The following is a 13,937-nucleotide window of genomic DNA, read 5'->3' on the forward strand; positions in this document are numbered from 1 at the left end:
ACAACCGCCCAATGTTCTCGCCAACCCACACCACCCGCCCCCCCCCGCCCTTTAACCCCCCCACCCCCAACGCCCCGTTTTCGAATTCGACTCGGGGCCTTCGTGCTTCGCGCTGTCGGGTCAGTGCCCGAACGGCTCGCTGCTGTTGGCGATCGCCTGCTGCTCGGCGAGAACGGTGAGCATCCGGTGCTCCTCGTTCTCCTCGATCTCGGCCCACGACTCGCCCTCGGCCTTGGGATCGGCCTTGAGGAAGCTGCCGATGCCCGGCTTGCCCGCCGAACCCAGCTTGTTCATCTTCTTGGGCACCGGGGCGCCCTGGTATTCCAGCGGGATGGCGTGGCCGTGTGCGTCGACCCCACCCAGTGGCTGGTGGATCTCGATGTACTCGCCGTGCGGCAGCCGCTTGATCACACCGGTTTCGATGCCGTGCTCGAGCACCGCCCGGTCACTGCGCTGCAGACCGATGCAGAACCGGTAGGTCACGAAGTACGCGATCGGCGGCAGCAACAGCACGCCGATCCGACCGATCCAGGTGGTGGCGTTCAGCGAGATGTCGAACTTCAGCGCGATGATGTCGTTGACACACGACAGCGTGAGCACCACGTAGAACGCGATGGACATGGCGCCGATCGCGGTACGCACCGGCACGTCGCGCGGACGCTGGAGCAGGTTGTGATGCGCCGTGTGATCGTTGGTGAGGCGCTTCTCGATCCACGGGTAGGCGATCAGCAGCGTGAACACCAGACCCATGACGAGCGCGACCCAGAACACCGCCGGGATGGTGTAGTTGCCGATGTAGATCTCCCACGGCGGCATCAGACGCGCCATGCCGTCGGTCCACATCATGTAGAAGTCGGGCTGTGAACCCGCCGACACCTGGGACGGGTTGTACGGACCGAGGTTCCAGATCGGGTTGATCTGCAGGACACCGCCCATGATGCCCACGATGCCGAGGGTGAACGCGAAGAACGCGCCCTGGTCGGCGGCGAACACCGGGATGATGCGCGCGCCGACCACGTTGTGCTCGGTGCGGGCCGGTCCGGGGAACTGGGTGTGCTTCTGGTACCAGACCAGCGCGACGTGCGCGCCGATCAGCGCCAGGATGATGCCGGGCAGCAGCAGCACGTGCGCGATGTAGAGGCGCGGGATGATGATGTCGCCGGGGAAGTCGCCGCCGAACATCAGCCAGTGCATCCAGGTACCCATGATCGGGATACCGATGGTGATGCCCGAGAACGCGGCACGCAGGCCGGTACCGGAGAGCAGATCGTCGGGCAGCGAGTAGCCGAAGAAGCCTTCGAACATCGCCAGGATCAGCAGCAGCGAGCCGATCACCCAGTTCGCCTCACGCGGCTTGCGGAACGCGCCGGTGAAGAAGATGCGGAACAGGTGAATGATGATCGACGCCGCGAACAGCAGGGCCGCCCAGTGGTGGATCTGCCGGACGAACAGACCGCCGCGCACCTCGAAGGAGATGTTGAGCGCGGTCTCGTACGCCCGCGACATACCGACACCGCGCAGCGGCTGGTAGGCGCCGTCGTAGACCACGTGGGTCATCGACGGGTCGAAGAACAGCGTCAGGTACACACCCGACAGCAGCAGGATGATGAACGCGTAGAGCGCGATCTCACCCAGCAGGAACGACCAGTGGGTCGGGAAGACCTTGTTGATCGAGCGCTTCACGAACGCGGCGGCGCGATACCGCTCGTCCAGCTCGTTTACCTGGCTCATGAACGACGCTCCCAGAAGGCCGGGCCGAGCGGCTCGATGAAGTCGCCCGCGGCGACCAGGAAGCCCTCGGAGTTGACGGTGATCGGCAGCTGAGGCAGTGCGCGGGCGGCAGGACCGAAGACCGGCTTACCCCACTCGGTCGCCAGGAACTGCGACTGGTGGCAGGGGCACAGGATGCGGTTGGTCTGCTGCTCGAACAGCGAGGTGGGGCAGCCGAGATGGGTGCAGATCTTCGAGTAGGCGAAGTAGTCGCCGAAGTTGAAGCTCTCCTGGCCCTTGCGCTTGATCGCCTTCTCGGCGTCCTCGGTGCGCAGGCGGATCATCATGACCGCGTTACGGATACCGCGCAACGACTGCAGGGTTTCGTGCGCATCCCCGCGCCACTTCTCTTTCCACGGGAACACGGTTTCCATCGAGCCCGCGTCCAGGTCTTCCGGGCGCACCAGCACGATGTCGTTGGGGCGACCGGTGTCGCGGCGGATGTAGATGGTCTCGCCCGGGTAGTCCGGGGTCCAGCCCGAGACCCACAGCGGCGACTTGTCGCGCTTGGCCCACGGGTTCTTCACCATGCCGCCGATGAACACCAGCGCGGCACCGATACCGAGCACACCGACACCGGCACCCGCGGTACCGAGCATCATCTTGCGACGGCCGAGGGTGGAGGTCTCGAGCGCGTCGCCCAGCTCGGCAGCCAGGGTACGGCGCTCGACCTCGGGCGACGGGCCGTCGTGGCGCTGCTGGATGGAGATCTCGGCCGGGATGAACCGCTTGCGGATCAGCACGACCGCGATGCCGATGACCAGCACCGAGATGCCGAAGGTCAGGCCGACGAGCGGGGTGTACAGCGAGTAGGCGGCATGGCCTTCGTCGCCGTAGCCCTTCCACTCCCACGGCCAGAACAGGAAGACACCGATAAGCGCGGCGGCGGCCAGGCCGGAGATGGCGAACCAGAACGTGACCGCACGTTCGGCGCGCTTCTCGGCCTTGGTGCCGGGCACCGGCCACCGCTCGTTGCGGTAGACGACATCGACGTCGTCGCGATTGGTGCCGAGCTCGACCAGCTCGTCACGCGTCATCGCGTCCAGTTCGTCTTCGGTGGGTTCGCGACCCATGTCGCTGTGCTCCTGTCCACTCATGAGCTGTATCCAATCGGCCATGCCCCGGCGCCCTGCGTGGTTACGCGAGCTGCCGCCTCCGGGCGCTGACGGTTCATGACCTAGATCCGATCCACATCGCTGCGCCCACAACGGCGGTGATGCCGATGACCCAGATGGCGAGGCCTTCCGTGGCCGGACCGAAACCGCCGAGATCCCAGCCGCCGGGCGCCTTCTCCTCGGCGGAGTTCCTGACGTAGGCGATGATGTCGCGCTTCTCGTTCGGCGTCAGCTGCCGGTCGGAGAACTTGGGCATGTTCTGCGGGCCCGTGATCATCGCGTCGTAGATCTGCTGCTCGTTGGCCTCGGCCAGCGGCGGCGCGAACTTGCCGCCGGAGAGCGCTCCACCGCGACCGGTGAAGTTGTGGCAGGAGGCGCAGTTCATGCGGAACAGCTCCGAACCACGGGCGATGTCGTTGCCGCGCAGCGATTCCTGGGCGATCTCACCGTTGGCATCGCGGATCACCGAGGGGCCACCGCCATTGGCGGCGACGTAGGCGCCGAGCGCGTCGGTCTGGTGCCCGTCGAACTTCACCGGCTTGCGCAGCGCCTGGGCGCCGTTCACGGCCATCGGCATACGACCGGTGGAGACCTGGAAGTAGACCGCGGCCTCGCCGACGCCGATCAGGCTCGGACCACGATCGGCGACACCCTGCAGGTTCGCGCCGTGGCACGTGACGCAGGAGGTGTCGTAGAGCTGCTTGCCCTCGCGAATGAGCGCGGACTGGTCCTCGTGCGCGGTCGCGACCTGCGGCTCGGGGGTGAGCGCGGTAGCCAGGAAGCCGGCTCCGACCAAACCGATCATCAGCGCGAGAGCACCCGCGATACGACGGCGGGCGCGACGCTGTTTACGCGCCTTGGCGGCCTGTGCGGCCTGCCCGGCGCCGGGGCCGGCGGGCTCGGGGGCCGACGGGGGAGATGAACTCATCTGTGTCCCTTTGGAGTAGACGGAACCGACTTGTGCAAATGCTGTGTGCGCCGCGCGCTAGCGGACGAAGTAGATCGTGGCGAACAGCCCGATCCAGACGATGTCGACGAAGTGCCAGTAGTAGGACACCACGATCGCGGCGGTGGCCTGGGCGGGGGTGAACTTGCTCAGCGTGGTGCGGACGAGCAGGAACACGAACGCGATCAGACCGCCGATCACGTGCAGACCGTGGAAGCCGGTGGTGATGTAGAAAACCGAGCCGTACGAGCTGCCGGCGATCGAAGTTCCCTCCTCCACCAGGTGGTAGTACTCGTAGCCCTGCCCGGCGACGAAGAACGCGCCCATCAGCAGGGTGATCGTGTACCAGCGACGGAGACCGAACACATCGCCCTTCTCCGCGGCGAACACACCCATCTGGCAGGTGAACGAGGACGCGATCAGCACGGCCGTCACCGGGATCGCGAGCGTCATGTTCAGCTCGGTCGGCTCCGGGGGCCAGCTGCCTTGCGCCTGCGCGCGCGCAACGAAGTACATGGCGAACAGGCCGGCGAAGAACATCAGCTCGCTCGACAGCCAGATGATGGTTCCGACGCTGACCATGTTGGGCCGGTTCAGCGAATGCACACGCTGAGTAATGGCCGATCCTGGGGTGCCTACTGCGGTCGTCACGGGGTAAGTATGACTCTTCGTAGTACGACACATGTACCCGGGTACGAAAGTTTGTGGCGTGAGTCGGAAAACCCACGCACAGAGGGGGTCCACGACTTCCGTCGGCGTGTTGGCGACGATCGCGCGACAACTCATTGTGACAGCGTTGGATGTGGATAGGCTGAGACGAGGAGGCGGCGATGGTCGTGGTGCGGATGTGGCGGCGACTGTTCGGTGGGTCGGCGCGGGAGTTGGACCCCAGGCGTGACGATCTCGTCGTGGTCGCATCGAGTTTCGACGATGTCGAGGCTTGTTCGACCGCGCTGGACCGGGCAGGCGAGCTGGATCGGGAAGCCGACGCGGTGTTGCGTCATCATCTGCGGCTACCCGCGGGGCAGATCGAGGCCGCGTGCGAGATCGCCGGGTACGACGGATACGAACGCGCCGAGGCCGCCGACCCCGCGCAGGAGCTGGTTCCGATCATCTTGCAGCGGGTACAGCGGCTCGATCCGCTGACCTGTTCGCAGGAACGCTCGCGGATGGCCGGACTCGCGCAGCGCCACGACGGCGTGGCCGACGGCTGGGACGCGCTGCAGCCGCCACGCACCGCCCCGTAAACTTGCCCGACGGCGCAAAAAGAGCTTGTGCCACCTCCGCGCGCCCGATCCAGGAGTGGCGCACCGGTCTCGTCGAAGGAGAAGCAGAGCAGATGAGCGTGCGCAGCTGGCCCCAGGTGCTCGGAACCCTCGCCGACGGTGGCGACCTGGCCGCGGACGACACCACCTGGGTGATCGACGAGATCTTCACCGACAACGCCACCCCGGCCCAGATCGCGGCGTTCGGCGTGGCCATGAAGATCAAGGGCCCGACGCCGACCGAACTGGCTGGCATGGTGGCCGGGATGCTCGGGCACGCGCGACTGGTCCGCATCGAAGGCGACGCGGTCGATGTCGTCGGCACCGGCGGCGACCGTTCGGGGTCGGTGAACATCTCGACCATGTCCTCGGTGGTCGTGGCGGCGGCCGGGGTGCCGGTGGTCAAGCACGGGAACCGGGCGGCTTCGTCGAAGTCCGGTGGTGCCGATGTACTCGAAGCGCTGGGGGTCAAGCTCGCGCTCGGACCCGAGTCGGTGGCGCGGTCGGTGCGCGAGGCGGGGATCGGGTTCTGTTTCGCGCCGCTGTTCCACTCCGGGCTGCGTTTCGCCGGTGCCGCGCGCAAGGAGATCGGCATTCCGACCGTGTTCAACGTGCTGGGGCCGCTGACCAATCCGGCCCAGCCGCGGGCCGGGCTGATCGGGTGCGCGTTCGCCGATCTCGCGCCGGTGATCGCGGGGGTGTTCGCGGAGCGTGGGGCGAGTGCGCTGGTGGTGCGTGGACGCGACGGGCTCGACGAGATCACCACCTCGGATCTGACCGACGTGTGGGTGGTCAGTGGTGGGCGGATCCGGCACACGCTGATCGATCCGACGCGGCTCGGCATCCCCCGGGTGGATCTGGACGACCTGCGCGGTGGGGATGCCCAGGTCAACGCCCAGGTCGCGCGCGATGTCTTCGCCGGGACGGCCGGACCTGTTCGTGATGCGGTGCTGTTGAATTCGGCCGCGGCGATCGTGGCCTACGACCTCTCCCGCGGGGTCGGCGATGTGGATCTCGACCTGGACGCGGCGCTGGCCGGCGGGCTCGAGCGCGCCGCCGCCGCGGTGGACAGCGGGGCGGCGGGCAAGTTGCTGCAGAGCTGGGCCGAACTCACCCAGGTGCTCGACGAGCGCTGAACCGCGGGCTCACTCCCCCAGCGAGAATCCGGCTTCCACGTCGGCGCTGGAATAGGACTTGAAGGCGATGTGGGTGGTGGTGCGCACCACCCCGTCCACCTTGTCGATACCCGCCGTGACCACCTGGGCGATGTGCGCGTGGTCGCGGACGCGCACGATCGCGATCAGGTCGACGTCGCCCGCGCACGAGTACACCTCGGCGACTCCTTCGGTGTCGGCGAGGGCCTGCGCGGTCTCGGGGATGCGAGAGTTCTGCGCTTGGATCATCACGATCGCGGTAATCATGGGATCACTCTAGAACTTCGGGACGCTCGGTGGCCGCTTTGAACCGTCGCATCAGTTCACGGCTCTTCACACCGGGTGCCGTTTCCACCGAGCTGGACACGTCGACGCCGTAGGGCCGGTGCCGGGCGATGACATCGGCGACGTTGTCCGGGTCGAGGCCGCCCGCCAGCACGACGCGGCCGGGCTGCGCGCGCACCCAGTCGGGGAATTCCTCGAAGACGCCGGAGCCCGCGCTGGCGTCGTAGAAGAAGTATTCGCTGGTCTGCCCCGGCTCCGGGGGGTTCGACGAGCAGAAGGCCAGGTTCGGCAGGTCGGCCCACCGATAGAGCTGCACGATGTCGAACGCGTCGGCCACCTCGGCGACTTCGCTCGCCTCGAGCGCGACGGCGAAGGTGGTGATGCGGCCGCGCGCGTGATCGGCGAGGGCGCGCGCCTGTTCCGGGGTGCGGTACCGCTTGCTCTTGGTCGTCAGCATGACGCCGATCGCGGAGTACCCGAGCTCGACCGCCCAGTCGATCTGCTCCGCGGTGGTCAGACCGCACACCTTCACGAACATCGGCCGCACTCCTTGTCCCTCGGCTCCGCCACCATGCGCGACGTCGGGGTCCATGATCCAGGACCGGCTCCGCGCCCGTTCGGCCAGCTGCCGCCGCGGCACACGCTCGTTCAGCGTTCGGCCAGATACTGTTCCTGCTCGCTCCTGGTGGTCGCCGCCGTGCGCGCGAGCTGTGCCCAGCCCACCCACCGCGCGGCACCGTGCAGCGGCTCGCGGTAGCCGTCGCTGGTCCGCACGATCCGCGCACCGGGTTTGGCGAGCCACCGAGCGATGACTCCGACCTCCTCCGGGGGTGCCCCACGCAGCGGTGGGATGTCGTTGTCGGGCTCCACGGGCGGATCGCTGTGGGTGCCCGACGAGGTGGTCGCGGCCCCCCGATCGGGGATCACGGTTTCGGCGGCGGCGACGATCTGGTCGACGACGGCCATCGGTGGGGTGCCGCGCGCCGCGGTGCCCGCGGCGGCGAGGCGGCCGTAGCGGATCACGGAGAATTCCCAGCCGCCCGCGCCGTCGGGCAGGGCGATGATCAGTTCGGCGAGGCGGGCGAGGGCGGCTAGTCGCTGGGTGCGGTGCAGCGTGGTGACGACGGTGGCGGTGCGGTCGCGCAAGCGGGCGGCGGCCTCGAAATGCTGCGCGGCGGAATGTGTTTCGATGCGATCGAGCATCGTGCGGAGCAGGGTGTCGGCGCGGCCGGTGAACAGGTCGAGGACCGCGTCGACGGCCGGGGCGTAGCTCGGCGCGTCGAGGTCGCCGTCGTGACGTGCGGCGGGGCAGCCGCCGACGACGGCGGGTGGACAGGTGTGTTTCGCCGTGCGGGTGAGGCGGGTGGCGCAGGTCCGCAGCCCGGCGAATTCGGCGATCGTCAACGCCACATCTACCGCGTCGACACGAGAATTGAACGGCCCCACAGCAGTTCGGGTCGGGGTACGCACGGCGATCAGCCGGGGAAAGGCTTCGTCGCTGACCGTGAGCCACCACCCTCGCTTCGGGAACTTCGAGCGGCGGTTGTAGGGCGGCGCGTGCGCGGCGAGCAACCGCAGCTCACGGACCCCGGCTTCGAGGCCGTGCGCGCACACCACGTGATCGACCCGAATCGCCAGTGCCACCATCTCTTTCATCCGGCCACGGGTCTCCGAGCCGGTGAAGTAGTTGCGCACGCGACGACGCAGATTCACCGCCGTCCCTATATAGAGGACTTCCTCCGACGGTCCACGGAAGAGATAGACGCCGGGCGCGGCAGGCAGGTCGGTCGCGAAAGTGCGCTTGGCGCGCTGGGTTCCGGTGACGCCGGGCAGATAGTCGAGCAGCTCGGTCAGGCTGTGCACACCCTGATTGCCGACCCGCCCGATCAGCGCGTGCAGCACGTCGACGGTGGCGCGGGCGTCATCGAGCGCGCGGTGCGTGGGTGTCGTCGACGCGCCGAGGATCTGCGCGAGTACCCCGAGCCGCGCCGACGGCGCCTCGTCACGCGTGAGTACCCGCCGCGCAAGTTTCACCGTGCACAACACCTGCGGATTGGGCCACGTGATGTCCTGACGCGCCGCGGCGGCTTTGAGAAACGCGGTGTCGAATCGCGCGTTGTGCGCCACCAGCACCGCCCCGGCGGCGAACTCGAAGAACCCCGGCAACACTCCCTCGATCCGTGGCGCGTCGTACACCATCGCCGTGGTGATCCCCGTGATCTGCACGATGGCGGGCGGAATCGCGTACCCCGGATTCACCAATGTCGCGAACTCCCCCAGCACCTCACCCCCGCGCACCTTCACCGCCCCGATCTCGGTGATCGCGTCCCGATCCGCGCTGGTCCCGGTCGTTTCGAGGTCGACGACGACGAAAGTGGTGGCATACAGAGGGGTATCGAGCTCATCGAAGGCCAGCTGCCGAGCGGCAGCCGGGAGCGGAACGGGATCGGGCACGGCGAGCAGCGTAGGACGGGGGTCCGACAAGCTCGCCGCGCCGAACCCGCCGCCGCTCGCCCGACCGGCTCAATTGCCGCCCGGCGGTGTCCAGTTCGGCGGGAGCGTCGGACGAGGGCCCGACGGCGGCCAGAGGTTTCCCGTCGGGAATCGGTCCATCGGGAACTGGGGGCGCGTCAGCGGCGGCTTGAAGTACGTCATCGGTGGGTAGTACGACGGCACCGCTGGTCGGGAGGTCGGTCGGGTCGACGGCGAATCCGAACCGTCGACAACGGAGGCGATACCCCGCAACGCCATCAGCACCACCACCACCGCGATACCCATCGCGACCCGCCCTGCGATACCGCCGGTGCTGCTGCTCGGCCGGTGCGGTTCCGGCTGCCAGACGGGTTGACGGGAGCGCCGTGCCGACGGCGCCGGCTTGCCGGCGAGCACCTCGCGCACCGCCGATCCGTACTCCGGGTCGAGTTCGGCGACGCGCCGCAGGCGCTGTTCGGCCAGTTCCCAGTCCCCGTGCAGCGCCGCATCGTGTCCGAGCAGGAACTGCGCCTCGGTGTTGGCCGGGTCGAGGCTCAGGGCGTCCGCGAACGCCGCCCGCCCAGCCGCCGCCCTGGACGATCCGAGCTGCGCACCGAGCCAGAGCACCCGGCCGCGGACCAGCCGCAATTCGGCGTCGTCGGGCTCCAATTCGATGGCGCGTTCGATCGCCGCCAGTGCCGCGGGCCGGTCGCGGCGACGCAATGCGATCGCCGCGACGCGATGGCAACCGGCGTCGAACGGATCAAGTTCGAGGCACCGCTGCGCGGCCCGCAACGCCGCGTCCTCGTGTTCTGCGCACAAGCGCGGGTCGGCATCGGCGATCGACTCCGACAGCGCGTTCTCGGCCGTCGCGAGCAGTTTCCACGCGGGCAGGTGCTCTGGGTACCGGTGCAGCGTCTCGCGTGCCGATTCGGCGGCGCGGGTGTGGTCGCCCGACTGCGACCACGTGAACGCCAGCACGGTACGGGCTTCGCCGTTGTCGGGCTCGGCGGCCAGGATCCGCCCGAGAACCTCGCGCGCCGCGTCGAGGCGCCCGAGCTTCACCAGAACGATCGCCCTATCGAATTGTGTGTCGGTCATCTGTCGGGTCAGCGTCGCTTGAGCTGCTTCAGATATCTCGCCAAGTCGTCATAGCTGCCGTCACCGTTGGCGAATTCGACCACATTGCGGGCGGATTCGAACCAGGCGCCGGTGCTCGGCCGGATCTGGGCCAGCGCCGCCTGCACGTCCGCCATGCCGACCGGGCGTACCTCACCCGAGCGCATCGAGTCGGCCATGGCCAGCTGGGTGGCCGAGGTGCACACGTGGGCGAGGTCGGCGCCGGAGAGGCCGTCGGTGTGGGCGGCGAGGGCGTTGAGGTCGATGCCCGCCACGGGGCGGTCGCGCAGGTGGTAGTGCAGGATCGACTTGCGGGCCGCCAGATCGGGCAGGCCCACGAAGATCATCCGGTCGAAGCGGCCGGGCCTGCGCAGCGCGACGTCGACATCCCACGGGTGGTTGGTCGCGCCGAGCACGAACACCCCTTCATTGCTGTGGGTGGCCGAATCCATTTCGGTGAGCAGCTGGTTCACCACCGTGCGCATGGTCGTCGACGCCTGCATCTGACTGCGTTTGTGGCCGAGCGCGTCGACCTCGTCGAGGAACAGCACGCAGGGGGCGTTGCGACGGGCCATCTCGAAGATGCTGTGCACGTTGCGTTCGCTGGCACCGGTGTAGATGTCGAGGATGTCGGTGATCTCGATCGGGTAGAAGTTGGCGCCGAGCTCGCCCGCGACCGCCGAGGCGATGAAGGTCTTGCCGCAGCCGGGCGGGCCGTAGAGCAGCAGGCCGCCGCGCGCCGAGGTGCCGAACGCCTTGGCCAGTTCGGGATTGCGCAGCGGACCGAGCAGGGTGAGGTCGAGTTGCTGTTTCACCTCGGACATGCCGCCGACATCGGCCAGGCGCAGGGTCGGGCGCTCGACGGTGGCGGCATCGTCATCGGTGACGAACTCCGACGGCACGCCCTCGACGAAGGCCGGTTCGATGATGTCGCCGACCTGATCCTCGGCCGCCGCCCAGTCGTAGTCCGACGGCGGACCGGGTGTCGCCGCGGCCGTCGACGCGGGGGCAGGTGCCACGGCAGGCGCGGGGGCAGGTGCCGCCGCGGGCGCGGGGGAACCGCCGGACAACGCGGCCGTGCAGCGCGTCATCAGGCCGAGGACCTGGGCATTCCCCGGATCGTGGCCGAGCGCGGTCCCACAGTGGGCGAGCGCATCGGCATAGCGCTGCCGCTCGATCAGTAGCTCGATGACGCACACGCGCAGCGCGAGCACCCCCGGACTGCGATCCAGCATCGTCAGCATGTCGGTCAAAACCTGGTCGTCGGCCACCCGCGCCCCCTTCGAACTGCGAACATTCGGCCGTACCCTAACCGGCACAACAGCTTTCCCGCCAAGCGGCGAGCACACCGATCCACTCGGCGACCCGTGCCGCGCCCCGACACAACACGAGTACGTGATCTTCCTGGCCGATAATTCGGCGCGAGACTTTCGTTCTGGTGCGAACAAAATGACCGAGATCAAACTCAATCGTGACCGGGCTCACATACTTATGAAATTCACATGAGTCCGCCAGATTTCAATGGGTAATCGGCCTTACCGCTCTGAGCGCGTCGCGGCTTACGGCGCGCCGCCCGCGAGGCGGACCGTCCGGCGAACCGTCGAGACCGACACCGAGCGCGCGCGACCTGCGGGTTCACCGATTCAGGGAGCGAAAATCGCCCCGCCAGGCTTATTGGCGACGCGCCGGTAGCACTCCGAAATCTCGGTCGACGTGACCTGGCGTTATCGTTTCGTGATCGGGTGTGATCCAGCTCGCACACTTTCCTCGGTGATATCACCCGAAACCCACTTTGGACCGATGTCCGACTTTACAAACCCCCGTGATGTCTTCGTAACCTTTTTGAGACCTCACGGAGTCCCGCTGACCGGAAACGGCCGGCGAGACGAAGCCCGCCGCGTCATACGGACACTGCGTCGTGGGGCAGATTGGAAGTTCCGCATCATGGCGAACAACACCGTCAAGCGTCAGGCGCAGCGTGCCGTTGCCGTCGGAGCCGTCGGCGCTGCCACCATCGGCGCGTTCCTCCTGCCGGCCGCCCCGGCATCGGCCACGCCGGTGACCGTGCCCGGCATCGGCACATTCGAGGTGCCGAACGAGATTCCGCTGCCCCAGGGTGTCCCCGGTATCCAGATCCCGGCCGCGCCGCAGGTTTTCACCGCGCCGCGCGCCACCGCCGCCGACATCGCCCTCGATGCCGCGCTGAGCAAGATCGGCTCGCCCTACGTCTACGGCGCCGCGGGCCCGAACGCCTTCGACTGCTCGGGTCTGGTCCAGTGGGCCTACGCCCAGGCGGGCATGGACATTCCGCGCACCAGTGGCGCCCAGCTGGGCGCGGGCACCCCGGTCTCGTTCGACGACCTGCAGCCCGGCGACATGGTGTCCTTCTACGGCGGCGGCCACTCCGGTCTGTACGCGGGCGACGGCAACGTCGTGCACGCCTCTACCGCGGGCACCCCGGTCCAGATCGCGTCGCTGTCGTCGATGCCGTTCGCGGGCGCTCGCCGCTTCTGATCCAGCCGGGCACGGTGCGTCGTCCACGGGGAAGGGCGCACCGTAGCCGCAGTGATCGTCCGGGTATGTGCGCCGTCCACTGGGTTGGACGGCGCACGTACCTTTACTGGACACAGATGCATGCCGTTCCGTAACCTGATCGAGACCTTCTCGGCTGACGAGAAGTTCGCGCTCAGGTATTGCGCTGCATCGGCGGACAACGAGAGAACGGGGCACGGGCCACTGTGACTGCACACCACCGGAATGCGCACGCAACGCGTGGTTTCGCCGGAACCCTGTCCGCCGCGATGCTGGTGTGCGCGATCTACACCGCCGGTCCCTCCGGCGCCGACCCGGTAGCCCTGCCGACCACCGCGACCGACGCGATCTCCCGGATGGTCGACCTCTCGCGCCAGTCCGAGCAGCTCAACCAGCTCGCGCTCACCGCCCAGATCGATCTCGACGCCAAGCTCGCGGTGCAACGCGAGGCCGACGACAAAGTCGCCGCCACCTCCGCGGTCGTCGAGGCCGCCCGCGCCGAAGTGCGCAAGTTCCAGCCGATGATCGACCGCACCGCCGTGGCCGCCTACACCGGCGTGCGCACCAACAGCATGTTCGCCGTGCTGTCGAGCGGTTCACCGCAGCAGTTGCTGGACAAGATGTCGACTCTGGACGTGCTCGCCCAGCAGACCACCGACACGCTCCGCCAGTTCAAACAGGCCGCCGACGCCGCCACCGCGGCCGACAATATCGCCCGCACCGCCGCCGAGGCCGCGCATGCCGCGACCACCGCCGCCGACGCCGTGCGCGCCGATGTCGAACGCAAACGCCAGGATCTCGCCACCTCGACAACCTCCGTGGTCGAGGCATGGAGCCAGCTCTCGGCCCGCGACAAGTCGACCCTGGCCGGTTCGCCGTTCCCGCCCGGCTTCGACCGCGATTCGCTGCTGGCCGGTCTGGTTCCCGGCAGCGGCACCAGCGCGCTGGCCGCCGCCCTCACCCGCGTCGGCGATCCGTATGTCTGGGGCGCCACCGGACCCGACCGGTTCGACTGCTCCGGTCTGGTGCAGTGGGCGTTCAAGCAGGTCGGTAAGAGCGTGCCGCGCACCAGTTCCCAGCAGGCGGGCTACGGCACGCCGGTGTCCAAGGACGAACTGCTGCCCGGCGACGTGATCCTGTTCTATCCCGACATCACCCACGTCGGCATCTACGCGGGCAACGGAATGATGGTGCACGCCTCCACGTTCGGCGTGCCGGTCGCTGTCGCGCCGATCAACACCACTCCGTACCACTCGGCCCGGCGATACTGAGCAAGACC

13 protein-coding genes are annotated in these 13,937 nt (G+C 68.1%); 4 read left to right on the forward strand and 9 right to left on the reverse strand.

Annotated elements, in window-relative coordinates; genetic code table 11:
- Nucleotides 1-120: 120 nt before the first annotated feature.
- The 4 genes from ACFWPX_RS16685 to ACFWPX_RS16700 all read right to left on the reverse strand — a co-directional run bounded on the left by ACFWPX_RS16685 (nucleotide 121) and on the right by ACFWPX_RS16700 (nucleotide 4,482).
- Nucleotides 121-1,731, reverse strand: a complete 1,611-nt coding sequence (locus ACFWPX_RS16685; RefSeq protein WP_378921726.1) for a cytochrome bc complex cytochrome b subunit — start codon at nucleotides 1,729-1,731, stop codon at nucleotides 121-123.
- Nucleotides 1,728-2,867 (reverse strand): ubiquinol-cytochrome c reductase iron-sulfur subunit, encoded by a 1,140-nt coding sequence (locus ACFWPX_RS16690; RefSeq protein ID WP_378921728.1) that lies wholly within the window; start codon nucleotides 2,865-2,867, stop codon nucleotides 1,728-1,730. The genes ACFWPX_RS16685 and ACFWPX_RS16690 overlap by 4 nt, the downstream gene beginning before the upstream one ends.
- Before the next feature lie 73 nt (nucleotides 2,868-2,940).
- Nucleotides 2,941-3,813: a c-type cytochrome gene (locus tag ACFWPX_RS16695; RefSeq protein ID WP_378928109.1), complete on the reverse strand. Its 873-nt coding sequence runs from the start codon at nucleotides 3,811-3,813 to the stop codon at nucleotides 2,941-2,943.
- 57 nt (nucleotides 3,814-3,870) lie between these two features.
- Nucleotides 3,871-4,482 (reverse strand): heme-copper oxidase subunit III, encoded by a 612-nt coding sequence (locus ACFWPX_RS16700; RefSeq protein WP_378921732.1) that lies wholly within the window; start codon nucleotides 4,480-4,482, stop codon nucleotides 3,871-3,873.
- A gap of 179 nt (nucleotides 4,483-4,661) precedes the next feature.
- Between ACFWPX_RS16700 and ACFWPX_RS16705 the strand changes: the two genes are divergently transcribed.
- Both ACFWPX_RS16705 and trpD read left to right on the forward strand, forming a co-directional pair.
- Nucleotides 4,662-5,078 (forward strand): hypothetical protein, encoded by a 417-nt coding sequence (locus ACFWPX_RS16705; protein WP_378921734.1) that lies wholly within the window; start codon nucleotides 4,662-4,664, stop codon nucleotides 5,076-5,078.
- A 92-nt stretch (nucleotides 5,079-5,170) separates the two neighbouring features.
- Nucleotides 5,171-6,232, forward strand: a complete 1,062-nt coding sequence (gene trpD / locus ACFWPX_RS16710; protein WP_378921735.1) for an anthranilate phosphoribosyltransferase — start codon at nucleotides 5,171-5,173, stop codon at nucleotides 6,230-6,232.
- 9 nt (nucleotides 6,233-6,241) lie between these two features.
- On the opposite strand, the gene ACFWPX_RS16715 is transcribed toward trpD, so the two are convergent.
- The 5 genes from ACFWPX_RS16715 to ACFWPX_RS16735 all read right to left on the reverse strand — a co-directional run bounded on the left by ACFWPX_RS16715 (nucleotide 6,242) and on the right by ACFWPX_RS16735 (nucleotide 11,397).
- A complete protein-coding gene (locus ACFWPX_RS16715) occupies nucleotides 6,242-6,517 on the reverse strand; it encodes an Lrp/AsnC family transcriptional regulator (protein WP_378921737.1) in 276 nt (91 codons plus the stop codon).
- 4 nt (nucleotides 6,518-6,521) lie between these two features.
- Nucleotides 6,522-7,073, reverse strand: a complete 552-nt coding sequence (locus ACFWPX_RS16720; RefSeq protein ID WP_378928110.1) for a hypothetical protein — start codon at nucleotides 7,071-7,073, stop codon at nucleotides 6,522-6,524.
- Nucleotides 7,074-7,183: 110 nt separating this feature from the next.
- Nucleotides 7,184-8,989: a DEDD exonuclease domain-containing protein gene (locus ACFWPX_RS16725; RefSeq protein ID WP_378928111.1), complete on the reverse strand. Its 1,806-nt coding sequence runs from the start codon at nucleotides 8,987-8,989 to the stop codon at nucleotides 7,184-7,186.
- A 69-nt stretch (nucleotides 8,990-9,058) separates the two neighbouring features.
- Nucleotides 9,059-10,108, reverse strand: a complete 1,050-nt coding sequence (locus ACFWPX_RS16730) for a tetratricopeptide repeat protein (RefSeq protein ID WP_378928112.1) — start codon at nucleotides 10,106-10,108, stop codon at nucleotides 9,059-9,061.
- 8 nt (nucleotides 10,109-10,116) lie between these two features.
- Nucleotides 10,117-11,397 (reverse strand): ATP-binding protein, encoded by a 1,281-nt coding sequence (locus ACFWPX_RS16735; RefSeq protein ID WP_378921745.1) that lies wholly within the window; start codon nucleotides 11,395-11,397, stop codon nucleotides 10,117-10,119.
- 673 nt (nucleotides 11,398-12,070) lie between these two features.
- Between ACFWPX_RS16735 and ACFWPX_RS16740 the strand changes: the two genes are divergently transcribed.
- Nucleotides 12,071-12,640: a C40 family peptidase gene (locus ACFWPX_RS16740; protein ID WP_378921747.1), complete on the forward strand. Its 570-nt coding sequence runs from the start codon at nucleotides 12,071-12,073 to the stop codon at nucleotides 12,638-12,640.
- 224 nt (nucleotides 12,641-12,864) lie between these two features.
- Entirely contained in the window at nucleotides 12,865-13,929 is a 1,065-nt protein-coding gene (locus ACFWPX_RS16745; RefSeq protein ID WP_378928113.1) for an NlpC/P60 family protein, read from the forward strand.
- The last annotated feature ends 8 nt before the right edge of the window (nucleotides 13,930-13,937 follow it).

Origin of the sequence: Nocardia sp. NPDC058518 (assembly GCF_042719655.1) — a bacterium.
GTDB lineage: Bacteria > Actinomycetota > Actinomycetes > Mycobacteriales > Mycobacteriaceae > Nocardia.

Coding starts and splice junctions, on each gene's coding strand:
- ACFWPX_RS16695 (WP_378928109.1), bottom strand. CDS start 3,813: ATGAGTTCATCTCCCCCGTCGGCCCCCGAGCCCGCCGGCCCCGGCGCC.
- trpD (WP_378921735.1), top strand. CDS start 5,171: ATGAGCGTGCGCAGCTGGCCCCAGGTGCTCGGAACCCTCGCCGACGGT.
- ACFWPX_RS16720 (WP_378928110.1), bottom strand. CDS start 7,073: ATGTTCGTGAAGGTGTGCGGTCTGACCACCGCGGAGCAGATCGACTGG.
- ACFWPX_RS16715 (WP_378921737.1), bottom strand. CDS start 6,517: ATGATTACCGCGATCGTGATGATCCAAGCGCAGAACTCTCGCATCCCC.
- ACFWPX_RS16685 (WP_378921726.1), bottom strand. CDS start 1,731: ATGAGCCAGGTAAACGAGCTGGACGAGCGGTATCGCGCCGCCGCGTTC.
- ACFWPX_RS16730 (WP_378928112.1), bottom strand. CDS start 10,108: ATGACCGACACACAATTCGATAGGGCGATCGTTCTGGTGAAGCTCGGG.
- ACFWPX_RS16740 (WP_378921747.1), top strand. CDS start 12,071: ATGGCGAACAACACCGTCAAGCGTCAGGCGCAGCGTGCCGTTGCCGTC.
- ACFWPX_RS16705 (WP_378921734.1), top strand. CDS start 4,662: ATGGTCGTGGTGCGGATGTGGCGGCGACTGTTCGGTGGGTCGGCGCGG.
- ACFWPX_RS16690 (WP_378921728.1), bottom strand. CDS start 2,867: ATGAGTGGACAGGAGCACAGCGACATGGGTCGCGAACCCACCGAAGAC.